This is a genomic window from Thalassospira profundimaris (assembly GCF_003326795.1).
Lineage (GTDB): Bacteria > Pseudomonadota > Alphaproteobacteria > Rhodospirillales > Thalassospiraceae > Thalassospira > Thalassospira profundimaris_C.
Window position 1 is genome coordinate 85,636 of the sequence record NZ_JPWI01000001.1, and the last position, 26,879, is coordinate 112,514.

The 26,879-nt window shown below is 54.7% G+C and carries 25 protein-coding genes; 10 read left to right on the top strand and 15 right to left on the bottom strand.

Annotation, left to right across the window (positions count from 1 at the left end):
• Nucleotides 1-171 precede the first annotated feature (171 nt).
• Complete coding sequence (locus TH30_RS00425) at nt 172-501, bottom strand: DHCW motif cupin fold protein (RefSeq protein WP_114096142.1); 330 nt, start codon at nt 499-501, stop codon at nt 172-174.
• 221 nt (nt 502-722) lie between these two features.
• Between TH30_RS00425 and TH30_RS00430 the strand changes: the two genes are divergently transcribed.
• On the top strand, nt 723-1,658 hold the full coding sequence (locus TH30_RS00430; protein ID WP_114096818.1) for a DUF294 nucleotidyltransferase-like domain-containing protein: 936 nt from the start codon (nt 723-725) through the stop codon (nt 1,656-1,658).
• Nucleotides 1,659-1,671: 13 nt separating this feature from the next.
• On the opposite strand, the gene TH30_RS00435 is transcribed toward TH30_RS00430, so the two are convergent.
• The 9 genes from TH30_RS00435 to TH30_RS00475 all read right to left on the bottom strand — a co-directional run bounded on the left by TH30_RS00435 (nt 1,672) and on the right by TH30_RS00475 (nt 10,320).
• Nucleotides 1,672-2,043 carry a 5-carboxymethyl-2-hydroxymuconate Delta-isomerase gene (locus TH30_RS00435; RefSeq protein ID WP_114096143.1) on the bottom strand — a complete coding sequence of 124 codons (372 nt, stop codon included), beginning with the start codon at nt 2,041-2,043 and terminating at the stop codon, nt 1,672-1,674.
• Nucleotides 2,044-2,157: 114 nt separating this feature from the next.
• A complete protein-coding gene (gene ahcY / locus TH30_RS00440) occupies nt 2,158-3,453 on the bottom strand; it encodes an adenosylhomocysteinase (RefSeq protein WP_114096819.1) in 1,296 nt (431 codons plus the stop codon).
• A gap of 301 nt (nt 3,454-3,754) precedes the next feature.
• Nucleotides 3,755-5,551, bottom strand: coding sequence for a phosphoenolpyruvate--protein phosphotransferase (ptsP, locus tag TH30_RS00445; RefSeq protein ID WP_258548562.1), 1,797 nt, complete (start codon nt 5,549-5,551; stop codon nt 3,755-3,757).
• A 66-nt stretch (nt 5,552-5,617) separates the two neighbouring features.
• The gene (locus TH30_RS00450) at nt 5,618-5,893 is read right to left on the bottom strand and encodes an HPr family phosphocarrier protein (RefSeq protein WP_114096144.1); all 276 of its coding nucleotides are present in this window, start codon (nt 5,891-5,893) and stop codon (nt 5,618-5,620) included.
• A gap of 64 nt (nt 5,894-5,957) precedes the next feature.
• Nucleotides 5,958-6,362, bottom strand: a complete 405-nt coding sequence (locus TH30_RS00455) for a PTS sugar transporter subunit IIA (RefSeq protein WP_114096145.1) — start codon at nt 6,360-6,362, stop codon at nt 5,958-5,960.
• 19 nt (nt 6,363-6,381) lie between these two features.
• A complete protein-coding gene (gene rapZ, locus TH30_RS00460) occupies nt 6,382-7,314 on the bottom strand; it encodes an RNase adapter RapZ (protein ID WP_114096146.1) in 933 nt (310 codons plus the stop codon).
• A gap of 10 nt (nt 7,315-7,324) precedes the next feature.
• Nucleotides 7,325-7,807 carry an HPr kinase/phosphorylase gene (locus TH30_RS00465; RefSeq protein WP_258548563.1) on the bottom strand — a complete coding sequence of 161 codons (483 nt, stop codon included), beginning with the start codon at nt 7,805-7,807 and terminating at the stop codon, nt 7,325-7,327.
• A 58-nt stretch (nt 7,808-7,865) separates the two neighbouring features.
• Nucleotides 7,866-9,515 carry a stimulus-sensing domain-containing protein gene (locus TH30_RS00470; RefSeq protein WP_258548564.1) on the bottom strand — a complete coding sequence of 550 codons (1,650 nt, stop codon included), beginning with the start codon at nt 9,513-9,515 and terminating at the stop codon, nt 7,866-7,868.
• A gap of 88 nt (nt 9,516-9,603) precedes the next feature.
• Nucleotides 9,604-10,320 (bottom strand): response regulator transcription factor, encoded by a 717-nt coding sequence (locus TH30_RS00475; protein ID WP_114096147.1) that lies wholly within the window; start codon nt 10,318-10,320, stop codon nt 9,604-9,606.
• Nucleotides 10,321-10,651: 331 nt separating this feature from the next.
• Here TH30_RS00475 and TH30_RS00480 point away from each other — a divergent pair, with 331 nt between their 5' ends.
• The 6 genes from TH30_RS00480 to TH30_RS00505 all read left to right on the top strand — a co-directional run bounded on the left by TH30_RS00480 (nt 10,652) and on the right by TH30_RS00505 (nt 19,220).
• Nucleotides 10,652-12,352, top strand: a complete 1,701-nt coding sequence (locus TH30_RS00480; protein ID WP_258548565.1) for a sensor histidine kinase — start codon at nt 10,652-10,654, stop codon at nt 12,350-12,352.
• Complete coding sequence (locus tag TH30_RS00485) at nt 12,349-13,746, top strand: sigma-54-dependent transcriptional regulator (protein ID WP_309471185.1); 1,398 nt, start codon at nt 12,349-12,351, stop codon at nt 13,744-13,746. Before TH30_RS00480 ends, TH30_RS00485 begins: the two co-directional genes overlap by 4 nt.
• 466 nt (nt 13,747-14,212) lie before the next feature.
• On the top strand, nt 14,213-15,178 hold the full coding sequence (locus TH30_RS00490; protein ID WP_114096149.1) for a TAXI family TRAP transporter solute-binding subunit: 966 nt from the start codon (nt 14,213-14,215) through the stop codon (nt 15,176-15,178).
• Nucleotides 15,175-15,684 carry a DUF1850 domain-containing protein gene (locus tag TH30_RS00495; RefSeq protein ID WP_114096150.1) on the top strand — a complete coding sequence of 170 codons (510 nt, stop codon included), beginning with the start codon at nt 15,175-15,177 and terminating at the stop codon, nt 15,682-15,684. The genes TH30_RS00490 and TH30_RS00495 overlap by 4 nt, the downstream gene beginning before the upstream one ends.
• A 5-nt stretch (nt 15,685-15,689) precedes the next feature.
• Nucleotides 15,690-17,705, top strand: coding sequence for a TRAP transporter permease (locus TH30_RS00500; RefSeq protein ID WP_114096151.1), 2,016 nt, complete (start codon nt 15,690-15,692; stop codon nt 17,703-17,705).
• A 204-nt stretch (nt 17,706-17,909) separates the two neighbouring features.
• Nucleotides 17,910-19,220, top strand: a complete 1,311-nt coding sequence (locus TH30_RS00505) for an MFS transporter (protein WP_114096152.1) — start codon at nt 17,910-17,912, stop codon at nt 19,218-19,220.
• 345 nt (nt 19,221-19,565) lie between these two features.
• Here the strand turns inward: TH30_RS00505 and TH30_RS00510 are convergent, their stop codons facing one another.
• A complete protein-coding gene (locus TH30_RS00510; protein ID WP_114096153.1) occupies nt 19,566-19,748 on the bottom strand; it encodes a hypothetical protein in 183 nt (60 codons plus the stop codon).
• 140 nt (nt 19,749-19,888) lie between these two features.
• Between TH30_RS00510 and TH30_RS00515 the strand changes: the two genes are divergently transcribed.
• Nucleotides 19,889-20,872 (top strand): LysR family transcriptional regulator, encoded by a 984-nt coding sequence (locus TH30_RS00515; protein WP_114096154.1) that lies wholly within the window; start codon nt 19,889-19,891, stop codon nt 20,870-20,872.
• Nucleotides 20,873-20,876: 4 nt separating this feature from the next.
• Here the strand turns inward: TH30_RS00515 and TH30_RS00520 are convergent, their stop codons facing one another.
• Together TH30_RS00520 and fmt are read right to left on the bottom strand one after the other, a co-directional pair.
• Nucleotides 20,877-21,431, bottom strand: coding sequence for a GNAT family N-acetyltransferase (locus TH30_RS00520; RefSeq protein ID WP_114096155.1), 555 nt, complete (start codon nt 21,429-21,431; stop codon nt 20,877-20,879).
• Nucleotides 21,431-22,357 carry a methionyl-tRNA formyltransferase gene (gene fmt / locus TH30_RS00525; protein WP_114096824.1) on the bottom strand — a complete coding sequence of 309 codons (927 nt, stop codon included), beginning with the start codon at nt 22,355-22,357 and terminating at the stop codon, nt 21,431-21,433. The genes TH30_RS00520 and fmt overlap by 1 nt, the downstream gene beginning before the upstream one ends.
• 105 nt (nt 22,358-22,462) lie before the next feature.
• Here fmt and TH30_RS00530 point away from each other — a divergent pair, with 105 nt between their 5' ends.
• Nucleotides 22,463-23,443: a methyltransferase type 12 gene (locus TH30_RS00530; RefSeq protein WP_114096156.1), complete on the top strand. Its 981-nt coding sequence runs from the start codon at nt 22,463-22,465 to the stop codon at nt 23,441-23,443.
• Between the two features lie 67 nt (nt 23,444-23,510).
• On the top strand, nt 23,511-24,206 hold the full coding sequence (locus tag TH30_RS00535) for a hypothetical protein (protein WP_114096157.1): 696 nt from the start codon (nt 23,511-23,513) through the stop codon (nt 24,204-24,206).
• 9 nt (nt 24,207-24,215) lie between these two features.
• Here the strand turns inward: TH30_RS00535 and def are convergent, their stop codons facing one another.
• Nucleotides 24,216-24,734, bottom strand: a complete 519-nt coding sequence (gene def, locus TH30_RS00540) for a peptide deformylase (RefSeq protein ID WP_114096158.1) — start codon at nt 24,732-24,734, stop codon at nt 24,216-24,218.
• 154 nt (nt 24,735-24,888) lie between these two features.
• Nucleotides 24,889-26,394, bottom strand: coding sequence for a DNA recombination protein RmuC (locus tag TH30_RS00545; protein WP_114096159.1), 1,506 nt, complete (start codon nt 26,392-26,394; stop codon nt 24,889-24,891).
• Nucleotides 26,395-26,879: the final 485 nt, after the last annotated feature.

Consider the following 26,879-nt stretch of genomic DNA (forward strand, 5'->3'; position numbering starts at 1 on the left):
TATCACAGGTCCCAGACATTCAGCCCGCACGACATTACATCATCAAGAATGTCGGAAACCCGGACTGCTTTACCGATCCGTCAAATACGACGACGCGGAAAAGCAGTCCGGCTCTGTTACGTTGGGGGCTCCTGATGCCCCCAACACCAGGCCGCACGAACTGACACAATATCAATCGACCACAAAAAGGGTCGCGCCTGTCTCGGTTGAAGAACGATGTGCCTCTGCGTTATCGGCCACCTGATAGCTCATCCCCGGTTTCAGAACAAAGGTCCGGCCATCTTCAAGCTCGGTCGCAAGTTCGCCTTCCAGACACAGCAGAATATGCCCCTTCGAACACCAGTGATCGGCCAGATAGCCTGCTGAATATTGCACCATGCGGACCCGGATCGGGCCAAATTGCTGTGTTCGCCATGTCGCCATGCCGGTTTCACCGCGATGTTCGGTCGGCTCGATAGAAGACCAGTCGGTCGTGCCAAAGGGCAGATCAGTGATATTCATGAAGGGGCGTTCTTTCGCAACAGATGTGGGGCGACAGGTGTGGGACGCGTATCCTCCGTCGTCGGAGATCGCCGGTTAACTATGGTTTTTGCGGACAAACCGTCAATCACCTTCGCAATCTTAATCTGGCAAACCCCATATCAGATAAACGCGGTATTAATCTTTAACCTTTAGGCAGATAGTTGGTAATCAACGAGTCGCACCAAGAGGCTGTCCCGATCTTGTTACCCGCAACCATCGCAACCAATCAGGACTATTCCGCCCGGCGTCTGGCGGAAATGCGTGCTGCATTGGCAACACGCCTGCAGGGCGATACATTTTGCGTTGTCGTAACAGGATCTTATGGGCGCCACGAGGCATCCGACCAGTCAGATCTTGATTACTTTATCATCGGCCGCGAAGCCGAACGTGATCAGGCCCCGCATCAGGAAGTTGCCGACATCCTTGGCAAGATGGTCACCAAGAAACCGGCGGTAAACGGCCCGTTTTCATCCTATGTCACGGCCGAGGAACTCGTAAATCGCATCGGTCTGGATGGTGATACCAACTCGATCACCACAAGGCGGCTTTTGTTCCTGCTCGAATGTGAATGGCTTTATAACGAGGCAGGCAAACGCAAATTCTTTGACGATCTGATTGCCAACTACGTCACCACATCGGTCACGCGGGACTCAATCGCCCGCTTTCTGGTCAATGATGTGATCCGCTACTACCGGACCATCAGCGTAGATTTCGAAATCAAGACCCGCGAAGGCGACGCCAGCAAGGCATGGGCACCCCGCCGCCTCAAACTCGTATTTTCCCGAAAGATGCTTTATTTTGGCGGTATTATTGCGGCTGCGGAAACAGCAGGACGTGATTATGCGGGGAAACGCGAAAAACTGTCGGAACTTTTACAGCTCCCACCAATCACTCGACTGCAAACCGTGTTTGGCGAGAAAAGCCTGCCTGCACTTGATCTTTATGACCGCTTCCTGCGCGAACTATCCGATCCCGATGTGCGCGCCCGTCTTGACGGGGTCGGACCGCATGATCGCAATAATGTGCAATTGCGGTCGCTTCTTGACGCCGGCAAGGACTTCTCGCGCGAGCTGATCAAACTGCTTAATGATCGCTATGGTCCTGACCATCCGATCCACGAAGCGCTTTTGATGTAGGATCGAAACCGCCTTACGGCGCAAGGGTCACATGCTTGTGGTAATGCGCCCGATCAAGGTCATGGACCTCGACCGTAAATTGCACCGCATAATCCCCCACCAGCCATTCCAGCCGATCACGCAGGACCGCAAGGGCTGCCTCGCCCGTGGCGAACTTCATCTGATCGGTCCGCCCCGACAGCAGACGAATATCAAGATGGACCATCGCATGACTGTCATCACCATCGGCAATCACGACATTCTGCAGCGCTGAAATCCGCGTCTTGAAGGAAGAGAGATCCGCATCGGCTTCGCGGGCAATCACATAATGCAGATCAACAGCCAGTTTCGGCAATTCGTCGGCAATCGGAAGCTTTGCGGAATATTCGATTTCAAGCTGGGGCATGTTTCCAAACTCTTTGGTGGGGCTGATTGCTTTTACCAAGCAAGTCCCGCCCTGAACACAAAAAAGCCGGTCTGACTGAACAGACCGGCTTTGATGCAAATCGGCAAAGACCGATTAGTAACGGTAATGATCCGGCTTGAACGGACCAGCCTGCGGAACACCGATATATTCGGCCTGTTCGCTCGAAAGCTTGGTCAGTTTTACGCCCAGACGGTCAAGATGCAGGGCTGCAACTTTCTCATCAAGGTGTTTGGGCAGGACATAAACCTTGTTTTCGTAGTTGGCAAAGTTCTTCCACAGCTCGATCTGTGCCAGCACCTGGTTGGTGAAGGAGGCCGACATAACAAAGCTCGGGTGGCCGGTTGCACAACCAAGGTTGACCAGACGGCCTTCGGCCAGAACGATCAGACGTTTGCCATCCGGGAATTCGACTTCGTCGACCTGCGGCTTGACGTTGTCCCACTTGTAGTTACGCAGCGAACCGATCTGGATTTCGGAATCGAAGTGACCGATGTTGCAAACAATTGCACGGTCTTTCATCGCACGCATATGGTCAAGCGTGATGATGTCGATGTTACCCGTGGTGGTGACAAAGATATCGCCAACCGGTGCAGCATCTTCCATGGTGGTGACTTCGTAACCTTCCATCGCGGCTTGCAGAGCACAGATTGGATCGATTTCGGTCACAAGAACGCGGGCACCCTGGCTGCGCATCGAAGCAGCAGAACCTTTACCCACGTCGCCAAAGCCAGCAACAACAGCAACTTTACCGGCAACCATTACGTCGGTTGCGCGTTTGATGCCATCGACCAGGCTTTCACGGCAGCCGTACAGGTTGTCAAATTTCGACTTGGTGACCGAGTCATTGACGTTGATCGCCGGAACCTTAAGGGTGCCTTTTTTCGCCATTTCATACAGGCGGTGAACACCGGTGGTGGTTTCTTCCGACAGACCTTTGATGTCTTCAAGAAGTTCCGGATACTTGTCGTGGATCAGCTGGGTAACGTCGCCGCCATCGTCAAGGATCAGGTTCGGTTTCCAGCCGTTCGGGCCGGAAATGGTCTGCTCGATGCACCACCAGAATTCTTCCTCGGTTTCACCTTTCCAGGCAAATACCGGGATTTCAGCAGCAGCAATCGCCGCAGCAGCCTGATCCTGGGTCGAGAAGATGTTGCACGAAGACCAGCGAACTTCCGCACCAAGTGCCGTCAGCGTCTCGATCAGAACTGCGGTCTGGATGGTCATGTGCAGGCAACCGACGATACGTGCGCCAGCCAACGGCTGTGCTGCGCCATATTCTTCGCGCAGCGCCATCAGGCCCGGCATTTCGGTTTCGGCAATCGCGATTTCCTTGCGGCCCCAAGCGGCCAGCGAGATGTCTGCGACCTTGTAATCGGTAAAGTTCGACATGTCGTCTCCAATCAAACAGGAATGGCGCATCCGCCACGGACTTCTGTCCTGCCGATACGCCGAGAAATTCTGTTGCGGTCATTTCCCTGACCGCGATGGAACACATATAAAGATTTCTTTATATCGTTTTCAAGTCTTTTTTTGCCCAATCGCAAAAGACGGATCAATCCACGACCATTCTCACCCCGAAATCCTGCTGATTTCGGCGGAAAATTTCGGACTGTTCCCTATGTCGTGATGATGGTTGCAATGGACAAGGCCGATGACTGATCCGGCCAAGATTGCGCCAAGGCCCGATCAATCAGGCAAGATCGTTGAAATCATCAAGCATCATGGCGATGCGTGCCGAATCCCACTGTTCCATGACCCGGTTGGCCTGATGTTCGGAATTACGGGTATCAAGCCGGCGCAGGCGCTGTTTGACCAGCAACAGGTTAACCGGCGACATCGACAGATTGCGTAAACCAAACCCGATAAACAGCGGCACATAACGCGGATCACCCGCCATTTCGCCGCAAACACTGACCGGGATACCCCGTTCACCGGCAACCCGGATCACATCACGGATCAGGCGCAAGACCGCCGGATGAAGCGGATCATAAAGCCCCGCCACCTGATCATCGGTCCGGTCAATCGCCAGCGTATATTGCGTCAGGTCATTGGTGCCGATGGCAAAGAAATCGCATTCACGCGACAATGTATCGATGGCAATTGCCGCGGCCGGAATTTCGATCATTGCGCCCAATGGCGGCAATATTTCGGGGATCGCGTGCCCTTCCTTGCGCAGGCGCTTGGCGACTGCCTCGTAAATCTGGCGCGCACGTGTCATTTCATGCACCCCGACCACCATCGGGATCAGCACCCGGACCGGCCCATGCAGGGACGCGCGCAAGATGGCGGCAAACTGGGCTTCAAGCAGTTCGGGTTTGCGCAGCGACAAGCGAACACCGCGCAATCCCAAAGCCGGATTTGGTCCCGACCCCATATCGGCCTGAAGCGCCACCGCGAGCTTTTCACCACCGATATCAAGGGTGCGAATCGTGACCGGCTTGCCGCCCATCCGTTTTACGATGTCAGAAAGTTCTGCATATTGTTCGTCTTCATCGGGCAGATAATCCTTGTTCATGAACATGAATTCACTGCGCAAAAGTCCGATGCCCGTCGCCCCGTTTTCAAGGGCTGCGGAAAGTTCGATCGGCAATTCGATATTGGCATGAAGATCAATATCGACCCCGTCGCGCGTTGCCGATGGTACGTCGCGCAATGTCGCAAGCTTGTCACGTGCCGCCAGCCAGTCTGCCCGGCGCTGGCTGTAATGTTCGATATCAGCATCAGAGGGCGACAGGATAACCTCGCCGCGCCCGCCATCGACAATGATCTGATCACCACCGGATACACCCCGGATGATGTCGGTCGCCCCCAGAACAGCCGGAATACCGAGTGATCTTGCCATAATCGCCGTATGGCCCTCGGCCCCGCCAAGGGCGGTGACAAAGGCAGTCAGCTGCCCCGGCTCAAACCGGGCCATATCGGCCGGGCTGACATCTTCGGCAATCAGGATCGCCCCCTTGGGGGCCTTTTCAACGGCACGGTCGGTTTCGCCCATCAGACAACGCATCAGGCGCAAGCCGACTTCACGGATATCGCTTGCACGCGCCGCGATATAGCGATCATCCATGCCCGAAAACTGGGTAGCGATCACATCAATCACTTCGCTGACCGCATGGACGGCATTCAGCTTGCGCGAAACAATCAGCTCTTCCGCACCGCGCACCAGTCGCGACTGGGTCAGCATGTGGATATAGGCATCAAGCAGGAAGCCAAGTTCCTCGGATGCCGCACTGTCGGCTGATGAAGATTGGGATTTCAGACGTTTGAGCTGATCGATGCTTTCCGCAACACCGTCATGCAGGCGTTTGCATTCGGCCTGAACAGCATCATCGGCAATCGGTTTGCGGCTGACCTGGATATATTGCCGGTCCACAACAAAAGCCCGGCCAATCACGATCCCGCCTGATGCACCCAATCCGGTAATGACCCGGCGGGCACCGGTGGCATGGTCGTCTGATGGGGTTTGATCTTTTGGCGGAACTTGCAAACCTGGGGTCAGAACCTGTTTTTGTTGTTTTCCCGAAAGTCAGAAGTCTTTTGGTCGTTATGCGTTTTATTCTTCGTCGAACTTTGCATCGACAAGTTCGTTAAGGGCCTCAATCGCCTTGACCGCATCGGGTCCGGTTGCTTCAACCTCGATCTCGGTGCCAATCGATGCGGCAAGCATCATAAGCCCCATGATTGATACACCCGAAACTTCGGTGCCGCGATTGCGGACCATGATGCTGGATTCAAATTCACCAGCCAGTTTAACAAATTTCGCCGCCGCCCGCGCGTGCAAACCACGCTGGTTGCTAATCGTAAGGATACGTTTTTCCTTCTGCGCCATCTATGTCCCCGCCAGCCGGATGTCCGATTGCGATACATCCGGCCTTCTTATTTTTGTTGCCGTCTTATTCTTCGCCACTCAGCAGACGCGACGCAACGTTGATATATTTACGCCCGGCATCCTGAGCCGCATTGACCGTCTCGGCCAGCGTCCCGTCAATGCGAACAGATGCCAGTTTGATCAACAAAGGTAAATTAACCCCTGCGATGACTTCGACATTTGCCTGTTCCATGATGGAAATCGCCAGATTGGACGGCGTCCCGCCAAACATGTCCGTCAACAGGACAACACCCTTGCCGCTGTCGACTTTCTCGACGCTTGCAAGGATATCCGCGCGGCGTTGTTCCATGTCGTCATCGGGTCCAATACAGACCGATTCGACATTTTCCTGCTCGCCAACAACGTGCTGCAAGGCAGATACGAACTCTTTCGCGAGATCGCCATGGGTGACCAGCACCATCCCGATCATGCAGTTTTCTCCATTTTATTCACTCCCCCGATGCCGGTTCATCTGGCTTGTCTCGATGTCCGAGATGTGTGTCATATCCCAGATCGGCAATCCAGTCATTGAGTATCCGTGCGATATAAACCGAACGATGTTGTCCGCCCGTACACCCGATCGCAATGGTCAGATAGCTTTTCCCTTCTTGCGCATAACGCGGCAGGATCGGCTCCAGCATTGCTTTCAGACGGGTCACAAACCCGGAGAAGTCCGGGTCTTCTTCAATATATTGGCCTACCCGATCATTCATGCCTGTCAGCAGGCGAAGCTCGGGATCATAATGCGGGTTGCGCAGAAAGCGAACGTCAAAAACCAGATCGGCTTCTGCGGGCACACCCTGACGGAATGAAAAGCTTTTGACAAAGATCGCAAGGCCTTCATTTTCGCCAATATCAAACTGGTCCTGAAGAATCTTGCGAAGCTCGGTTGATTTCATCCGCGATGTGTCGATCCGCATGTCCGCCGTCGCCGCAATCGGCGCCATCAGACGTTTTTCATGCTCAATCGCGTCAACCAGTGGCCGGTCATGGCTAAGTGGATGGGGACGGCGCGTTTCGGTAAAGCGACGCTGTAGCACCGTTGTGTCGGCATCGACATAGATCATCAAGGGTTCCATGCCGGTCTGCTTGCGCAGGCGTCCAACAATCTCGACAAACTGGTCAACGCCAAAATCACGTGTGCGGATATCAAGCCCGATGGCAATCGGACGATCCGGGCGGCAATCGCTTGGCACTAGGGCCGAAAGCAACCGAAGCGGCAAGTTGTCAACCGCATCAAAACCGAAATCTTCAAGGATTTTAAGGGTAGTTGTCCGTCCTGCCCCCGAAACACCGGTCACAAGGACAAGACCGCTTCTGCCATCAAAGCTGTCAGGTGCGGCATTCTGGTCATCACGGGGTTTGACGGGAGTTTTCTGCAAAACAGCTTCCTTAAGACTCTAAGCGCAATTCACCGGTCGCAAGCGCCAAAGCTACCCTGATCTTGGCCTCAAGTGCCAGATCGGTTGCACATAATGTCCAACGCGCAACAGATATGCCACAAATCTCTTCTGATGTGCCATGAGGCATTCGTTCCACAAGATCAGGATCATCGACCAGATCAATCACCACCCTGACATCGCCTTCAGGACGTTGTGGCAATCCGCGCACAATGCCAAGCCCGCGCACTTCACACAATCCGGCAATCGTTGCAGGCGACGTCGCAATCAAACGCCCGTCGCGTGCAACAAGGTCTGTCCGGTCATCTGCGATCAGAAAGCCCCCCGCATCGATCAAACGCAGAGATATACTGGATTTCCCGGAACCGGACGGACCGCGCAGCAAAAGCGCATAGTCACCGATCTGGACACAATTGGCATGAAGCTGGGACATAATGGCAAAACGATGCGGGGCGGCGCGTTTGTTGTCAAACACCAAACGCGTAAACCTGACCTTCCGCATAAGCGTTTCGCGGTTTTTTGGTGCCGATTCCCTATTCGAGCGGCAGACGAATGGTAAAGATAGCACCCTTTACCTCGTCCCCGACCACGCGATTCTGTGCGCTCAGTTCACCATTATGGGCCGAAATGATCCGCTTGGAGATCGAAAGACCAAGTCCCGAATGCTGGCCGAATTTCTCGGTCGCGGGGCGCTCGGTATAGAAGCGGTTAAAGATCGCCTCTTCCTTGCCCGGCGGGATACCCGGACCGTCATCCTCGATCGTGATGATCGCACGTTCCTTGTCACGCCATGCCCGAACCCGGACTTCGCCGCCCTCGGGGCTAAAGGTAATCGCGTTTGAAATCAGGTTTCTGAACACCTGGGTCAACCGGCTTTCAAGGGCCGGAACATTCAGGTTTTCGGGGACAGACACCCGGATACGCGGCCCGGACGGATCGGCATTATAAAGTTCGCCCAGTGTTTGCAGCAGAACCCGAAGATCAACTTCTTCGGATTCGGCGCGCGACAATTCGGCATCCATCCGCGAATAGTCGGAAATATCACTGATCAGACGGTCCAGACGCTGCACATCCTCGGCAATGATTTCCATCAGGCGACGCTGGCGTTCCGGGTCCTTGAGACGCGTTGCCGTTTCCACCGCACTGCGCAGCGATGTCAGCGGGTTTTTGATTTCATGCGCCACATCGGCGGCAAACCGTTCAATCGCATCCATGCGGTCCCAAAGGGTCTCGGTCATATCGCGCAGCGTGGTCGACAGATCACCGATCTCGTCGCGGCGATCCGACAGATCGGGAATGGTGAACTGGCGGTTCTTGCTGCGCCGGACCCGTTCGGCTGCACGCGCCAGCCGGTTTAACGGCCGGGTAATCACGCCAGCCAGATAGATCGACAGCAACACCGTGATGCCAAAGGCAAAAACAAAGATTTTAAGGATATCAAGCCGCACCGCATGCAGCGCGCTTTCAATTGTGTCGCCACTTTTGGTCAGCATCACCGACGCCAGAACCTGCTTGAAACGCGCCACGGGAACCGACACCGACAAGACCCGGCGCCCCTGGCTATCCACACGCACAACACCGCGCGAATACCCCGCCAATGCCGCACGAACTTCGGGGTAATCGGCTGCACTTGCCACGGGCGGATCGACATAAAGCGGCAAGGGCTGCTCGCCTTCAAACAGGGTCAGAAGCCCGTCAGTCAGTTTGCGCATGATATCGGCAAAGGCATCTTCTTCGCCCGGTGCCGGAAGTTCTTCGGCCTGAATGGTGCCTGCGCCAAAGGACTGGATATTACGGCTGTCAGCCATCAGCTTGCCATTGGTGGCAAAAAGCCGTGTGCGTGCGCCGGTAATACCGACAAGCCGACGCACCATCTCGCGCGCGACTTCAAGCTTCACCCGGTTGGTCGCATCATCTTCGGCACTGACCGCAGATGTCGAAAGGGCGGCGGCATACATTTCCGCCTGCACGGCCATGGCTTCAAGTTCGGAATGAATAAGTTCCTGCTTGTAGCGGCCCAGATACAGAATACCTGCAACCAGCACAAACAAAGCCAGCGCATTCACGGCAAGAATGCGCCAGGTCAAAGGGGAAAACAGCCCGTGGCGTTCCTCTATGCGTGCCGCCCGTGTTTCGGACTGGCCTGTCGTCTGGTCATGATCGCCAGCGCTTTGATCGCTCATTCAAACCTGCGTAACTGGCCCGCTTGGATCGGGCCTGCAAAACGATAGGTGCCGGAACAGACATGCTCCGGCACCAGAATTCATCTGATTATCCTGCCACCGTGGCAGAGTCGCGATAGCGGTAGCCAACGCCATACAGGGTTTCGATTTCCTTGAATTCCTTGTCGGTCTCGCGGAATTTCTTGCGCAGGCGCTTGATGTGGCTGTCGATGGTGCGGTCATCGACATAGATATGTTCGCCATAGGCCGCATCAATCAGCTGGTCACGGTTCTTCACATGACCCGGATGTTTTGCCAGTGCCTGAATCAGCAGAAACTCGGTCACGGTCAGGTTCACATGCTGCCCTTTCCAGCTGCACATGTGGCGTGACGGATCAAGAACCAGATCCCCGCGCTGCAACACATCATCGGACCCGTTCGGGCGAATACCACCGGCCCGCATGATTTCCGAACGGCGCAACAATGTGCGGATACGTTCAATCAGCAAACGCTGCGAGAACGGCTTTTTGATGTAGTCATCCGCGCCAAGACGCAGACCGGTCAGTTCATCAACCTCGTCATCCTTGGACGTCAGGAAGATCACCGGCATTTCGGTTTTCTTGCGCAGATGGGTCAGAAGTTCCAGTCCATCCATGCGCGGCATCTTGATATCAAGCACGGCAAGATCCGGCTCTTCCTTGGTCAGGGCATGCAATGCCTCCGAACCATCGGAATATGTCAGGACCTCATAACCCTCTTCTTCCAAAGCCATGGAAACAGACGTCAGGATATTACGGTCGTCATCAACAAGTGCGATCTTACTCACCTGGACCTCGTCATCTGGACAGATACAATTCGTTCGTTAGTTTTGTGACTATACAATTTACATTCCAATGTGGCGAAAAAATAACCACTTGCGGCATAATTAAGGCTCATCGAATACACGCATCATCTCTGGCACGGCTTGCCTGTATTTGTTGACTTTGCGCCATTCTGCCCAATAACAATCACCCCATCAGGATAAAAGCGCGAACCCGGTACAAACGCGCAAAACACAAAAAGGGTCCCAAACGGGATCGGAGGCCGCAATTTTTTACTGGTTACGCAATTTCAGTCGCGCAAGCCTGACCTTTGCCGGCACGCTGATATCGGCTTTGGTGGTCTGGCTTGCCGTCAGTTCGACCGGCAATCTGACCATCCGCGAACTGCAATCAACCGGTCAGGCCCGTCTGGCCCTTTATGACAGCTCCCTGCGTGCGGCGATTGACCGGTATCGCTACCTTCCCTATGTGGTTGCCCGCCATCATCAGGTGATCCAGGCCATCTCTGATCCGCAAACAGCCCAGATCGCCAATCTTTATCTGGAACGGGTCAACAACCGGTCCGGTGCAGCAGCCCTTTATGTTCTTGATAGAACCGGTGTCACCGTCGCATCCAGCAACTGGAACACACCGGACAGTTTTGTTGGCGAAGACTATTCATTCCGCCCCTATTACAGCCTGGCCCTTGCCGGGAACGAGGGATTCTTTTTCGGGATCGGCGTCACCACCGGACGCGCTGGTGTTTTCATTTCCAATCCGATTTTCCAGAATGGCGAGATCATCGGTGTCGTCGTCGTCAAACTCGAACTCGATGAAGTTGAAATGAACTGGCAGGAAGGCGGCGAAACCGTTTTCGTTGCCGATGCCGACGGTGTGATCACCCTGACCAGTCGCGGCGACTGGAAATACCGGACCCTGTCCCCGCTTTCCGATACTGATCGCACCCGTATCAACCTGAACCGCCAATATCCCGGCCGCGAACTGACATCGTTGAATGTCGGGCAACAACTGGCAAAAGGTTCGGGCATCGTCACCATCAGTTCCCACCGTTACCTGTTTGACAGCAAACCGATCCGCGGCAGTGACTGGCGCATCTTCTATCTGACCTCGATGGATCAGGTTACCGACCGTCAGGCCGCTGTCATGCTGATCGCCATCATTGGCGGGGGCATGATCGTTTTGCTGATCCTGTTCTTGCGCGAGCGCGAGCTTAAACTCGCATCCCAGCGTGAAGCTCGCGAACTTGAACGCATCCAGGCGCTCAATACCCGGCTCGAAGAAGAAATTGCCGAACGCCGCAAGACCGAAGACGAGCTGCGCGGCACCCAGAATGAACTGGTCCAGGCGGGAAAACTGGCCGCCCTTGGTCAGATGTCAGCAGCCATCGCTCATGAAATCAATCAGCCGATCACCGCGATCCGGACTTTCTGTGCCAGTGCCAAACTGATGCTTGACCGCGGCAAAACCGACCAGCTTGACCAGAATATCAGCCAGATTTCATCCCTGACCGAGCGCATGGGCGCGATTACCGGACAGCTCAAGACATTTTCACGCAAGTCGACCGGTGTGCTTGAACCGGTTGATTTGAAAGTTGCCCTCGGGAACGCCTTGCAACTTCTGCGTCCGCAGCTTGAGTCCGAAAATTGCAGTCTGGAACGCAACGAACCGGATTACCCCCTGATCATCCGGGCCGATCTGGTCCGGATCGAACAGATTTGCGTCAACATCATCCGCAATGCACTTGATGCAATGGAAGATAGCGGGGTTAAACGCATCCGCATCGATCTGGCCACCGATGCCGATGATGTTACCATGCACATCACCGATACCGGACCGGGCATGAATGACGAAACGCTGGCACTTCTGTTTGACCCGTTCTTTACCACCAAGGATCCGGGACAAGGTGTGGGATTGGGACTTTCAGTAACTTATGGCATTGTGCGGGACTTTGGCGGCACCATCAAAGCCTATAACACCACAATGGGCGGTGCCTGCTTCGAAGTTCGTTTGCCGCTGCTCAGGAACAGTAAACAGTGACGTCAATCAGCCAGATGCAAGATCCGATCACCAAACCGCACATCATCATTGTTGATGACGATGCCGCGATGCGCATGGCGCTGTCGCAATGGCTGGAACTTTCGGATTTCGATGTCACGGTCTATGAGGACGCGCGCGAGGCGCTTCGGGATATCCGTCCCGATTTTGCTGGTGTCATCCTGACGGATGTGAAAATGCCCAAACTTGATGGCATCACATTTACCAAATCCGTCCTTTCGGCGGATTCCGATATTCCCGTCATCCTGATGACCGGCCATGGCGATGTCCCGATGGCGGTCGAGGCAATGAAAAGCGGCGCATATGATTTCGTCGAAAAACCGTTCGAGCCCAAAGACATTGTCGAAAGTCTCGAACGCGCCATTGAAAAGCGTCGTCTGGTTCTCGAAAACCGCCAGCTTCGTCAACAGATCATCCACCGCAGCAGCTTGGACAGCCGCCTGATCGGCAATTCTTTGCCGATGCGTGCGCTTAAGGACGAAATCGCCAATATTGCCCCGACCGAAGTCCCGGTTCTGATTTCGGGTGAAACCGGTACCGGCAAGGAACTGGTCGCACGCGCCATCCACGATCTCAGTGACCGGCACGATGAAAAATTCGTCGCTGTAAACTGTGCTGCCATTCCCGAAAGTACGGCTGAAAGCGAACTGTTCGGTCATGAAAAAGGCTCTTTCACCGGGGCGGTCAGCCAACGGATTGGCTGGATCGAACACGCCATTGGCGGTACGCTGTTTCTTGACGAAATCTCAAGCATGCCGCTGGCCCTTCAGGCCAAATTGCTGCGCGTGATCGAACAGCGCGAAGTCGTGCGTGTTGGCTCAAACGCACCGGTCAAAGTTGACTTCCGGCTGATCTGTGCGACCAACGAAGATCTGGTTGATGCGGTCAGCGCGCGCAATTTCCGTGAAGACCTTCTGTTTCGCATCAATACCTTTGAACTGGCCATCGCATCCTTGCGGGATCGCAAGGATGATATTGCCCTTCTGTTTGATATCTTTGCCGAACGTGCGGCCGAACGGTTCGAGCGCCCCTATGAACGCCTGACACCGGCACTGATCGCGCAACTCAAGGCCCATGAATGGCCCGGCAATGTCCGCGAACTTAAAAACATGGCGGAACGGTACGTCTTGCTGGTCGGAAGCGCCGAAGAACGGTTCAAACGCCTGTTCAAGGGCGGGTTTGATCCGGCAGGCAAACCATCAACGACCCTTGCGCTTGCCGATCAGGTCCGTGACTTCGAGGAACGCGTCATTCGTGATGCACTTGATCGCCATGACGGCAATGTCAAATCGGTGATGGAAGAACTCGACATCCCGCGCCGGACCCTGAATGAAAAGATGAAAAAGCTGAACATCCGGCGCGACAAGCCACTCTGATCAGATCGGCATATCGGCAACATTCCGCCGATCAAAATCCTCAGATCGGCAATATTATGCCGATTTCTCAATTAAGCCCAAAATAAGTATTTGATTTTAAATAATATTTTTTATTCCTGTTTTGGCATACTCATTGCACATTCGAGTACCAAAATGATAAAATGACAAAAACACAGGGAGGAGATTCAGACAGCCAGCCCGATCCGGGTTTTCCAGATGGCTGTTTTGTATATCAACTCTCTGACATGATTTCATCGACCTGCCAGAATTGCTTTGTGCGCAGCTGGCGTCGAACGGAACCGGAAGCGACCAGGCTTCATGTCATCATGACAGCCACACCGGACATCCGTGAAATCCAAGAATAACAGGCCATGACAATTGGCCGGTAAAGAACGTGAAGAACCGTATTCTGTAGCGATCTTTGATTAATTGGACATTAGAAGTGTTAACCCTAGGGAGGACTACCATGAAGCTACGTACTCTGCTTTCCGCAGCAGCCGCAGCCATGATGCTGACCGCTACTTCTGCTTCAGCACAGCAGCTTTCGATCGCAACCGGCGGGACCGGCGGCGTTTATTATCCGTATGGCGGTGGCCTTGCGGAACTGATCACGAAATATATTGATGGTTCAAGTGCCGTTGCCGAAGTTACCGGTGCATCTGTTGAAAACATGGGTCTTGTTTCCCGTGGCGACAGTGACATCGCAATCGGTCTGGCCGATACCGTTTATGCAGGTTACACCGGAACCGGCAAATTCGAAGGCCGTACCCTTGATAACGTGCGCGCACTGGCTTCGATCTATCCGAACGCTGTTCAGCTCGTTACCCTTGCCGATAGCGGCATCAACAGCCTTGCCGACCTTAAGGGCAAGCGCGTTTCTGTTGGCGCACCGGGTTCGGGGACCGAAGTTTCGGCCAAAACCCTGCTCGAAGCCAATGGCATCACCTATGATGACATCGAAGAGCAGCGCCTGAACTTCAACGAAACCGCTGATGCAATCCGCGATGGCGACATCGATGCCGGTTTCTGGAGCGTCGGCCCGCCCACCAGCTCGATCCTGAACCTTGCAACCACGCGTAACATCAAGCTGATCGCGCTGACCGATGATGAAATCCTCGCAGCACTTGATGCAGAACCGACCTTCGCACCTTATGCCCTGCGCAAAGGCATCTACGAAGGCGTAACCGCACCGGTTAACACCATTTCGACCCCGAACGTTCTGTTCGTAAGCGACGAAATGGACGAGGAACTGGCTTATCAGATTACCAAGACCCTGTTTGAAAAGGTCGACGAACTGATCGCCATCCATCCGGCAGCCAACGATACCACCATTGACTTCGCACTGGGTTCGACCCCGATCCCGATGCATCCGGGCGCCCTTCGTTACTACGAAGAAACCGGTTTCCCGATCCCGGAAAAACTGCGTCCATGATTTCGCAAAAGTTTGGGCGGCCTCTTTTGGCCGCCCTTCTTCTCTCGATCACAGCCTGTGCTGGCCCTGCCAGCCAACAGGAAGTCGAACCCGGCACCACCGTCGATCATCTTGAAGTTATCGGCCCGGATGGTTCGGTTCTCGCAAGGACCGACATTCCACGACAGACCGGCTGGTGCCTTTACTGGAATCATTCTGTTACCGGTGATGGCGTGATCGACTGTTACATAGACGATCTCGGCAAGATGGTTCTTCATCGCGCCTATCAACCCGACTTCGCGGCAGGACTGGGACATTTCCCCGGTCGTGGGATACTGACCAGCGCCGAAGGCGGTGGATACTGGATCGAAGATATTGATGAACCTGTAGCGGGCAACGCCTATGTGCTGCGCGTCGGGTCTCTTGCAGTTAATCACCGTATCGTCACAACCGATGGTGACGAAATCTATCTTTCAAAGATGGCTGAACACACACGTGTCACCATCCGCCTTGATACCGGGGAATAAGTTTAATGTCTGAACCGGCACCGTTTCCGTCCATGACGGACAAACTGCCACAACCCAAGATGGTTGTGTTGGCAATTTCGATTGTTGCTGTCGCACTCTCCCTGTTCCAGATGTATGGCGCCGGGATCGAGCCGCTTGGTCTGTTTTATCAGCGCAGCATCCATCTTGCCTTCGTCATGTTCCTTGCCTTCCTGATGTTCCCGGTATTTGGCAGCAACAAGAAGCGCGGCGCACTCGGATGGATGATTGATATCGCCTTCCTCGCCGGTGCCTTTACGACAGGCTTCTATCTATCCTTCTATCTGGATGCGATCATCAATCGCGCCGGTTTCTGGAGCAACACCGACCTGATCATCGGTGTGATTGCAACCGTGACCGTGCTCGAAGCAAGCCGCCGTGCAGTCGGCCTTGGCATGACCGTGATCGGCGTTGTCGCCATCATCTATGCCCTTTCGGGTCCGCGTGGCGCACTTCCATGGCTTGGCGAATGGCTTCCAGGCATTCTGGCCCATCGCGGTGCCGATATTGATCGCCTTGTCGGTCAGCTCTACCTTGGTCAGGAAGGCATCTATGGCCTGCCGATGGGGGTTGCTGCGACCTATATCTTCATGTTCGTGCTGTTTGGTGCCTTCCTTGAAGTCACCGGGGCGGGCAAATTCTTTATCGACATGGCCTATGCCGCCACGGGTAAAAAGGCCGGCGGCCCGGCCAAGGCTGCGGTTCTGGCATCGGCCGGAATGGGATCTATCAGTGGATCGGCAATTGCCAACGTTGTGACAACCGGTGCCTTCACCATTCCGCTGATGAAGAAACTCGGTTACCGCCCGGCACAGGCCGGTGGTATTGAAGCTGCGGCATCCACGGGCGGCCAGATCACCCCGCCCCTGATGGGTGCTGGTGCCTTCCTGATTTCCGAATATACCCAGGTACCCTATCTCGACATCGTCATGATCTCGATCTTCCCGGCGATCCTGTATCTCGGAACGGTTTATCTGTTCGTCCACATCGTCGCACTCAAGAACGGCATGCGCGGCATGCCGGTCGAAGAACTGCCTGACTGGCGTGAAGTTCTCAAGGAAGGCTGGCAGTTCATCCTGCCGCTTGGCATTCTGATTTATCTGCTGGTGCTCAATATCTCGCCGATGCGCGTCGGCTTCTGGGCCATCATTTCGGTTATGGCGGTTGCAGCCCTGCGTTATGCCCTTTGGTATTTCGTGGTCGCCCCGCAAAATGGTGAAAAGCCGACCCATGACGGGCTGAAACAGGCCATCAAAAAGGGCATCGCGATTACCATCGCCGCTCTTGAACTTGGTGCGAAAAACGCCGTTGCCGTTTCGATGGCTTGTGCGGTTGCCGGGATCATCGTTGGCGTTGTCGGTCTGACCGGCCTTGGCCTGAAATTCTCGTCGATGATGATCGCGTTTTCTGGCGGCAACATCGTTCTGGCCCTTGTACTGGTTCTGCTGGCCAGCCTGATCCTCGGCATGGGTCTGCCGGTGACGGCATCCTATATCGTTCTGATCGTTCTGGTCGGTCCGGCACTGTCGAACGAGTTCGGTATCCCGCTTCTGATCGCCCATCTCGTGGTCTTCTGGTACTCGCAGGACAGTAACGTGACACCACCCATTGCGCTGGCTGGCTTCGCGGGGGCGGCAATCGCCAATGCAAGCCCCATGGAGACCAGTATTCAGGCCTGGAAATTCGCCAAGGGCCTGTATCTGATCCCGGCCTTCATGGTCTTCAATCCGGAAATCATCGAAGGTGGCGCAATCGAGATCGTTCTGTGGACCGGCTTTACCGCCATCCTGTGTCTGGTCGCCTTTGCCGCCGCCCTTGAAGGCTATCTGTTTGATCATATGGATGTGATTTCGCGCATCGTGATCGTTCCGGCAACGATTGGCGTGTTCTATCCCGACGTCAAAGCTGAAATTGCCGGCACCGTCGTCCTGCTTGTGGTTCTTGGCTTTAACTGGTGGAAAAGCAAAAAGAACGGCGCAACGCCAAGCGCTGTCGCCAGCTAGGCACCACCTGACAGACCTTTGAACAAAGCCCGCAGCCTCACCCCTGCGGGCTTTTTCTTTGGGGCGGTTCCCTTCAGGTCAACATTCGTTCACCCTACCCGACCGGGCAGTAGACCGACCGGAATTGAATCGATACAGTATTACTCATACAAATAAGTCCTGCTTCTGAACGCGCCCCTTTTAACTCCGGAAACACCATCTTCCATGCAGTTTATTCTTCTGCTGCGTCAGGCCCCAAGGCAGCTTGCCTTTGGCGTATTACACAGTTTCGGCTCTTCCTTTGGTCAGACCTTTCTGGTTGCGCTTTTTGTTCCGTTCATTTCCGCAAGCCTCGGTCTGAACGCGACCGAGTTTGCCAATATCTATGCCGGAATCACGATTGGCAGCGCGCTGTGTCTGCCGGTCGTCGGGCGCTGGATCGACAAGGTCGATATCCTGTCCTACAGCCTTGCCACCTTGGGACTTCTTGCCCTTGGTTGTGTGATGATTTCGGTTGCCAGCAATGTCTGGATGCTGATTGCCGCCCTGTTTGTCTTGCGCCTCGCCGGGCAGGGATTGATGAGCCATGTCAGCATGACCGGCATCGCACGCTATTTCAGCAAGCATCGCGGGCGCGCCCTTGCGATCGCAAGTTTCGGCTTTCCACTGGCCGAGGCGATCCTTCCGGCGACACTTCTCGCACTGATTGCCACCGTCGGCTGGCGCTATACCTATGCCGGGTCGGCGGCCTTTATCGTGGGGGTATTGATACCGGTTGCCATTCTGCTGATCCGCGGTGATCAGAAATTCCGTGCCGCCCCGGCTCGCAAGGACAAAACTGCCCCCAAAACCGCATCCGCAACCAATGGCGAGTCGCAAACCGCCCTTAACGCCGATAACAGCAATGATCAGGCTGCGCCATCCGATCCGGAACATCCCCGCCTGTTCAGATCGCTTTATGTCTGGTTCTGCATGCCGATGCTGGCCGCACCACCCTTGATCATGACCGCGCTCTTTTTCCATCAGGGGACGATTTCAAGTCATAAGGATATTGATCTTGGCTGGTTTGCGGCGGGCTTTACCGTTTTTGCCGTGACATCGGTGATGGGGGCCTTTGGCAGTGGGCCGCTGATTGACAAACATTCGGCGCGCCGCCTGTTTCCCTGGCATCTGATCCCGATGATGCTGGGAATTGTTGTCCTTGCATCAACCACTCAACCCTTTGTCATTCTGATTTATATGGGTCTGGTCGGTATTACCGTCGGTTTTGCCACCACCCTGCGCACCGCCATCATCCCGGAACTGGTGCCGCTTGATGAAATCGGGGCGGTGCGTAGCACCCTGACCGCTGTGATGGTGCTGGCCTCCGCCATGGGACCGGCGATTTATGGCTGGATGTTTGCCGCCGACATTTCCATCGAGGTCATGCTGATGGCCACCCTGATTGTCATGGCCGTGATCAGCATCCTGTCCTGGCTGTCCGAACGTCCAGGCTTCTACGTCCCGCCGGGCATCAGCCCACAGGATTCGCAATAGCCGGGCGGCTGGAAAAACAGCCGCTCCGCAGACCGCAAGACAGGCAGGATCACCCGACACACAGGTGGATCGGGGCAGCCAGGCAAACAATATCCCGGGGTAACCCTTAGCAGTCGATACGATACCGCCCCACATGCTGCCGGGCCTGTTTTACGCTGCCCTTTGCAAAGGCCGGTGCTGCCAATTGCCGAAAAAAATGGCCCGGATCACAAAAGTGACCGGGCCAGTCGGGAAAACAGCGTCAAATAGGGAGGAAGACGCTAGATAGAAATCGGTAGTCCAGCGTGCAGGAGCACCTCTTGGGGAGGAAACTCAATCGGTGCTCGACCGCGCGCAATCGTCTGATCAGGCAGCACCGCCAACGGTACCGGCCGGATGCTTGATGTCGGATGCCTTGTCCGAACCTTTGAACAGGTTGCGGAAGAAGGAACCTACGAACTCAGCGCGCAGCTGCTGACCTTTACGTACACCTGCTTCAATTTCGGTGGCGGAGATGTAACGGGTGGTGATTTCTTCGTAAGTGGCCATGGTGACCTCCTAAAAATTTCGTTCGTTGCGACGCCGTGTCGCTCTCGATGAACTCAATCTAATTTTCTTTACCGGGAAAGAGAATTAGCTCAATATGCACATTACTTGTGAAAGAACGTCATAAATAGGAATGCCGAAATATGGATCGTGCCGCGGAAATGGAAATCTTTGTCCATGCCGTTGAGGAAGGAAGCTTCTCAGCCGCTGCAAGGACTATGCGTCTGTCCCCGTCAGCCGTGTCGAAATACATTTCCCGACTGGAAGACCGGCTGGGCGCGCGCCTGTTGATGCGCACCACCCGTCAGCTCAGCCTGACCGAGGAAGGCCGTGCCTTTTATGAACGCGCACGCACGATCTTAAACGAGATCGAGGAAGCCGAAGAAGTCGTCACCCAGCTTTATGCCGCTCCGCGCGGTACATTGCGCATCAATGCATCGGTTGCCTTCACCAAGATGCAGGTAGTCCCCCTGATCCCGGAATTTCTGGCCCGCTATCCCGATGTCCGGATCGAATTGACGCTTGATGATAAATTCACCGATCTGGTCAACGATGGTTATGATCTGGCCATTCGACTGTCCGCTCTTGAAGATTCATCACTGATCGCGCGCAAATATGCGGTCAACCGCCGAATGATTGTTGCCTCGCCGGAATATCTCGAAAAGAACGGCATCCCGCGCAAGCCGCAGGATCTGGAAAACCATAACTGTTTGCATCTGTCATCGCGCGAAAGCTTTAACGACTGGCACTTTGAAACCCCGGACGGTCACGTGGCCTTCCGCGCACAGGGGTCGTTCTCGGCCAATGATGGTGACGTGCTTCACGAAGCAGTCCTCGCCGGTTTGGGCATGGCGCGTCTGGCTGAATATCTGGTTCATGAAGATATCCGCGCCGGACGTCTTACCCCGGTTCTGACCGAATATGTCCATGATCAGGCATGGATTTCGGCGGTGTATCCGCATAAGCGCCACCTGTCGCCCAAGGTCCGCGCCTTTGTCGACTTTTTGGCCGAAAAATTCACCCCGGTCCCGCCATGGGAGCTTGGCTTCCGCGATGCCCGTTCTGTGCGTCGCCCCGCTGATGCCGCGCCCGCCGATGGCGGACCGACCGAACCGGCGGATCAATAAGGACCTAGAACGACAGGGCTTTCTGATAGGCCGCAAAGTCAAAGCGGAACTGATATTCCGACGAGGCACTAAGATCATCAAGGATGCGGCTTTCGCCTGTGCGCGCAAAGCCGCATTTTTCATAGAAGCGATGACCTGCTTCAAACCGCGTATCGGTCCAGAGCGTCACGGTTGCGCAATCCGGATGGTTCTCCACCAACCATGCCAGCGCCTTGGCCATCAGTTTCTGGGCCATGCCCTGCCCACGGGTCTCGCGATGCAGATAGACCTTGTGAAGTTCTGCTTCCCTGGTCGCCGCGTCATATTTAACACCAAAACACCCCAGAACCCGCGCCGCCGGATCAACCACAACCCAGATCCGCCCGTCGGCCTGTTTGAAATCATCGGCAATCGCATCAAGTTCGGGGAATTCGAGCCCGCGATCAAAGACGCAGCCGGAATATTCGGCAAAAACCCCCGCGATCAGGACCGCGATCGCGTCACCATCGCTGTTAAAGGCCGGACGAATGACAAGATCAGCCGGATTTGCGCGGTCCGGGCGTACAATATCCCCCGCCATCAGCCCAGAACCACGCCCTTTGCCAGTTTGTCATAACCGCGCAGTACCGCATCGGTATCCATCGCGGCCTTGCCCGGGCGTTGAATGCGGGTCGGGCGAAGCGCCCCGCTGCCACAACCAATTGTCAGGGCATCGTCAAGAATCTCGCCGACCGGACCGGACTGGTCGATCACTTCGGCGGCTTGCACCTTAATCCGTTCCTTGCCCAGTTCGAAATAGGCTCCCGGCCATGGCGTAAAGGCACGGATTTTCCGTTCCAGACTCGCCGCATCATCGGCAAAATCAAGCTTGGCCTCGGCACGCTCAAGCTTGGCGGCATAGGTCACGCCCTCCTCGGGCTGTCTGGTTGCCGTCAGTTCACCCTTTGGAAGCTTATCTAGCGCTTCAACAATCATCTCCCCGCCCAATGCTGCCAGATCATCATGGAGCGCATTGGCATAGGTTTCAGCGGTGATCGGAATGTCGCGGATCAGAAGCATATCGCCGGTATCAAGCCCGACATCCATCTGCATGATGGTAACCCCCGTCGCCGCGTCGCCTGCCAGAATGGCCCGCTGGATCGGGGCCGCCCCGCGCCAGCGCGGCAACAGTGATGCGTGAATGTTCAGACAGCCATATTTCGGCGCATCAAGGATCGCCTTGGGCAGAATAAGCCCATAGGCCGCCACCACCGCAACATCGAGATCAAGATCGGCAAAGGCCTGTTTTTCCGCGTCGGACTTAAGCGATACGGGATGGCGAACTTCTATGCCCTGCTCGGCGGCCCATCCATGAACCGGGCTTGGCGTTTCCTTTTGACCACGGCCGGCCGGACGCGGCGGCTGGGAATAGACGCACACAACATCGTGCCCGGCTGCAACCAGATCCTTAAGTGCCACAAGGGCAAAGTCCGGGGTTCCCATAAAGGCAATACGCAGCTTGGTCATATCGTCACGTCCATTCATCACAAGATTGGGCATTCATCACAAAATCGGGGCAAGACCGGTGGTCTTTGCTATTCCAGGGCGGCAATTTGGCGCTATCTTGTCGAAATGACAAGCCAAGCCTTATTCAAGCCGCGCAAATACCCGGTTGATCATATCTGGCACGCCGACTGGAGCATATCGGTCAAGGCCCGCTGGGTGGCCAAAGCCCGCCGGATAACAAGCGGCTGGCAAATACATGCGATCGAACCGGTCGGGATGCTGAACCAGTTTCGCCATTCCATGTCCGAGCGTGGCCGGGACCAGCGCATCTGGCTGGGACTTGATATGCCCATCGGCTTTGCCCGCTACTGGTATGATGGCGCAAATATCGCCGACTTCAAGACACTCACGGATCTGCTATTTACCAAGGATTGGCGCGAATTCTCCGACGTCTGTGAAACCCCCGACCAGATTTCCCACCGGCGTCCCTTCTATCCGAAATCATCGTGCATCAAGGGCAGTGTAAAGCGCGAACATCTTGTTTCGGCCCTTGGGCTGTCTGATTTCACTGATCTGCATCGCCAATGTGAATTCCCGACCGACAAACGCAACGCCGCCTGCCCGTCCTTCTGGACATTGGGGGCCAATCAGGTCGGCAAGGGCATGCTCCATGGTCTTGAACATCTGGTCATACCCGGATATCGCAACGGCTTTCATATCTGGCCGTTTGATGGTGATCTTGCAACCTGTTCTGCTCAACCCGGCGTCACGCTGATTGAAACCTATCCCGGTGAGATCTATGACTGGCTGGGCATAAGTGAGTTAACTAAATCAAATCAGAAAAGCCGTGCAGATGCTGTCAAACATCTGTGCACCTATGCCCCCGAAAACGGGATTGAAATAAGCCCTGCCGTCCTCGCCGACATCCAATCGGGATTTGGCCCGGAACAGGGGAAGGATGATGCGTTTGATGCGCTGGTTGGTGTTATGGGACTGATCCGGATCGCCGATGGCAAGCGTCCCGAATTTCTGCCAGATGATCCGGTCATCCGCGAACGCGAAGGCTGGATCGTCGGCTTGAACTTGGCGGACACAAAAGTCTGCTAGTAGACAAGTTCTCTCAAAAATAGCAAAACCAAGAACAGACACCATAAAACAAGATTGTGAAGCTACAATGGCTCAATGGAGTACAAACTCGTTTATTGCTGGCGCTGTTGCCGGAATAGCTGCAACTAGTATATCCGCCATCCTAGTTGCAGAACTCTTGTTTGGATCATCCGTTAGCTGGGAAACTCTATTGTCCGGAGTTTTTGCTCTTTTAGGCGGTAGTTTCGCGTTCTTTGCTGTCCAAGCCCAAATCAATGAGACAAGAAAAAAGCAAGAGGATGCAAGGAGAGAAATTGTCGCAAGTCGCCTAGAGATAGCAATAGAGGATTTGGGGGCACTATTTGAATATTTCGACAGCTGGCGAGAGACGATGGAAGCGATCTGTATTCATCGGCAACTAGGCGTTCCTGTTCGAATCCCCCCCCCCAAGGCACCACCAATTGAGTTCGAGAGGCTCATCGACAATATCTCAGAATTCGACCATCCACACAGACGTTGGCTAGGAAACCTAGTGGGCTATCGCGCAGAACTGGAAAGGGTCAGAGATGTCACGCTTTCAGGCCAGGTCGAAAAACCAGAGTTTCTTCAGCCAAAGGCAGAATCTTATGCAGCACAATGCAGTGCTATGAGCCAAAAATTCAGATCCAAACTATTTGAACTGACAAAGTACAATCACAAGGAACACAGTATTTTCGAAGCAACCCGAAAAGCTGAAGAATTCATCAGAAAGAACCGTTTGGAGGCTAAAAGAGCCAAACGTTGACCAAGGCTGTTAGGCAGACTTTTTGGTCTTCTGAAGCTTCTGGACCTTCTTCAGGATCATGTTGCGCTTGAGCGCGCTGAGATAATCGGTGAACAGAACACCGTCAAGATGATCAATCTCGTGCTGGATACAGGTCGCAAGCAGGCCTTCTGCCTCGATCTCATGTTCCTTGCCATTTTCATCAAGGTAACGCACGCCGACCTCGGCCGGGCGTTCAACATCGGCATATTGTTCCGGGATCGACAGACAGCCTTCCTGATAGACCGACGTATCTTCGGACTCCCAGATGATCTCCGGGTTGATCAGTTTCATCGGCTCGGGCTTGTCCTTGTCATCGGATACATCCATGACGACAACGCGCTTCATCACACCGATCTGCGGTGCCGCAAGACCAATGCCCGGTGCCGCGTACATGGTTTCAAGCATGTCATCAAGCAGGGTTCTGATCTCATCATTCACGTCGGTGACCGGTTCGCATTCCTTTTTCAGGCGCGGGTCTGGAACGATAAGGATTTCACGCAGGGCCATGGGTCTCTGATCCGATTTCGAACTGAATTCTGGTCTGTATTATAGCGAATTTCGCGCTTCGAGATAAGGTTTCCCGACGTCCAAGTCAAGAAAGCTGGGCCAATCGATGGCGGGTATCAGCCATGTCACACCCGGTTGATACCCCGATCCACCCTTATTCCTCGGCGGGATTGTCGTCCGGCCCGGCCAGAAGTTCCATCTTTGTAATGTCACGTACATGGGTTTCGGACGGGGCGGGTTCCTCGATCATGCGGTCATCGGCAACGATATGCTTTTCCTTAAGCTTCCTGGCCGACACCAGAACCGATCCTTCAAGCGAACCAAGCGTCTTGTTGTAATTCTTGACCGTGCTTTCAAGCGACTTGCCCATGGTGCTGAAATTCTTGGCAAGCGTGCCAAGACGATCAAACAGCTGCTGGCCAATCTCGCTGATATCGCGCGCATTTTCGGCCAATGCTTCCTGACGCCAGCCATATGCCACCGCCTTGAGCAATCCCAGCAAGGTGGTCGGGGTCGCAAGGATCACGCCATCGCGGAAACTGTCCTCGATCAAACGCGGATCGCGTTCAAGGGCCGCCGAGAAGAAGCTTTCACCGGGCAGGAACAGCACCACGAATTCCGGGCTGTCGACCGACTTCCAATAGGATTTCTTCGAAAGGTCCGTGATCACCTTGCGCACATTGGTGACATAGGTCGCCATCAATGCTTCGCGGCGTTCATCGTCATATTTCTCGTCAATCGCCTCAAGATAGGCCGATGTCGGGGCCTTGGCATCAACCACAATGTTTTTCCCACCCGGCAGGTGAATGACCATATCGGGTTTCTGGATGCCCTCGTCGGTGTTGAAATGGACCTGCTCGTCAAAATCACAATGCTTGAGCATCCCGGCCAGCTCGACAATGCGCTTAAGCTGCAACTCGCCCCACTTGCCCGATACCGACGAGCTTGACCGCAAGGCCGAGCTCAGCGTCTGGGTTTCCTTCGAAAGCCGGTTCTGCGATTGCACCAGGGTTCCAACCTGCTCGCGCAGCTCGCCATAGGCTTCCTTGCGGTTTTTTTCAAGTTCGTTAACCTTGGTATCAAAGGCCTCAAGACGTTCCTTGATGGGTTTCACAAGGCCGTCAATTGCCTGCTGACGTTTTTCCAGATCACCCTTCGCCCCTTCCTGCAAACGCGAAAAGTTTTCACGTGCAAGTTTCAGGAACTCGTCGTTATTGACCTTAAGCGCATCGGATGACAGCGCCTTGAAACTATCAAGAAGCTTGGTCTTGGCATCTTCAAGCATCGCCAGTTTTTCAGCCGCCGCCTCGCGCTCTTTCTCAAGTGCAGTCTCAAGCTCCGATCCCTTTTCGCGCCAGTGATCAAGGGCAACACGCAGTTCCTTCATCTCGGCTTCAAGGATCGGCACCCGGTTGGCTGTGGTTTCGGCAATGGCCCGCTTTTCCGAACTTTCCGCGAGCTTGTCGCGCGTCACGGCCAGTTCTGCTGCCAGATCACGCCGGGTTGCTTCGGTCTGTTCAAGCTGGGATGCCAGCAATGCGGTGCGCGACTCTGTTTCGGCATTGGCGGCATCCTTGCTGCGTTTGATCATCAAGATGCAGAAAACCAGCGCCAGAACAGCCGCGCCAACCGCGCCTGCGGCCAAAGAAATCGGATCCATTGTCCCACCATTTGTTTATCGTCTGGACTCTTTGTATCTGTTTTGTTCCATCAAATCCAGAACCGAACAAAAATGAATGCGATCAAAACAGATCCGAATTTCTGTAAACCGTTGCTGGCATGAATGGAAATTTCAACTATATATCAACGGGATATTCAGGAACAATCGACGCCACCAACCAAACCTGTACGTCTTGATCTCATTCATCTACGCCGATACGCGGGTCATTTGCGCCCGAATTTCGGCAGGCAATCCGCCATATTGAGCAGTCCTAAAGTTGTATTCCCTGAATATCTTCTGCGCACTAGCATAGGGCGCAAGCGACAGGATCATTTTGTCCGCCCTGTATTCCGTAACGAAACAGGCACCGCGGCAAAACCGATCCCTGAACCGCACCGAAATACCGCATCGGGACAGACTCCTTTCCGACACACCGGAAACAGGAACCCCCACCCGGCGCATTACGAGACCACAGGAAACGAACA

Excerpts from the sequence above, each read along its gene's own strand:
- TH30_RS00425 (WP_114096142.1), bottom strand. The coding sequence starts at position 501 with ATGAATATCACTGATCTGCCCTTTGGCACGACCGACTGGTCTTCTATC.
- TH30_RS00435 (WP_114096143.1), bottom strand. The coding sequence starts at position 2,043 with ATGCCCCAGCTTGAAATCGAATATTCCGCAAAGCTTCCGATTGCCGAC.
- ahcY (WP_114096819.1), bottom strand. The coding sequence starts at position 3,453 with ATGTCGAACTTTACCGATTACAAGGTCGCAGACATCTCGCTGGCCGCT.
- TH30_RS00450 (WP_114096144.1), bottom strand. The coding sequence starts at position 5,893 with ATGGCGCAGAAGGAAAAACGTATCCTTACGATTAGCAACCAGCGTGGT.
- TH30_RS00455 (WP_114096145.1), bottom strand. The coding sequence starts at position 6,362 with ATGATCGGGATGGTGCTGGTCACCCATGGCGATCTCGCGAAAGAGTTC.
- TH30_RS00470 (WP_258548564.1), bottom strand. The coding sequence starts at position 9,515 with ATGAGCGATCAAAGCGCTGGCGATCATGACCAGACGACAGGCCAGTCC.
- TH30_RS00490 (WP_114096149.1), top strand. The coding sequence starts at position 14,213 with ATGAAGCTACGTACTCTGCTTTCCGCAGCAGCCGCAGCCATGATGCTG.
- TH30_RS00495 (WP_114096150.1), top strand. The coding sequence starts at position 15,175 with ATGATTTCGCAAAAGTTTGGGCGGCCTCTTTTGGCCGCCCTTCTTCTC.
- TH30_RS00500 (WP_114096151.1), top strand. The coding sequence starts at position 15,690 with ATGTCTGAACCGGCACCGTTTCCGTCCATGACGGACAAACTGCCACAA.
- TH30_RS00505 (WP_114096152.1), top strand. The coding sequence starts at position 17,910 with ATGCAGTTTATTCTTCTGCTGCGTCAGGCCCCAAGGCAGCTTGCCTTT.
- TH30_RS00510 (WP_114096153.1), bottom strand. The coding sequence starts at position 19,748 with ATGGCCACTTACGAAGAAATCACCACCCGTTACATCTCCGCCACCGAA.
- TH30_RS00515 (WP_114096154.1), top strand. The coding sequence starts at position 19,889 with ATGGATCGTGCCGCGGAAATGGAAATCTTTGTCCATGCCGTTGAGGAA.
- TH30_RS00520 (WP_114096155.1), bottom strand. The coding sequence starts at position 21,431 with ATGGCGGGGGATATTGTACGCCCGGACCGCGCAAATCCGGCTGATCTT.
- fmt (WP_114096824.1), bottom strand. The coding sequence starts at position 22,357 with ATGACCAAGCTGCGTATTGCCTTTATGGGAACCCCGGACTTTGCCCTT.
- TH30_RS00530 (WP_114096156.1), top strand. The coding sequence starts at position 22,463 with ATGACAAGCCAAGCCTTATTCAAGCCGCGCAAATACCCGGTTGATCAT.
- TH30_RS00535 (WP_114096157.1), top strand. The coding sequence starts at position 23,511 with ATGGCTCAATGGAGTACAAACTCGTTTATTGCTGGCGCTGTTGCCGGA.
- def (WP_114096158.1), bottom strand. The coding sequence starts at position 24,734 with ATGGCCCTGCGTGAAATCCTTATCGTTCCAGACCCGCGCCTGAAAAAG.
- TH30_RS00545 (WP_114096159.1), bottom strand. The coding sequence starts at position 26,394 with ATGGATCCGATTTCTTTGGCCGCAGGCGCGGTTGGCGCGGCTGTTCTG.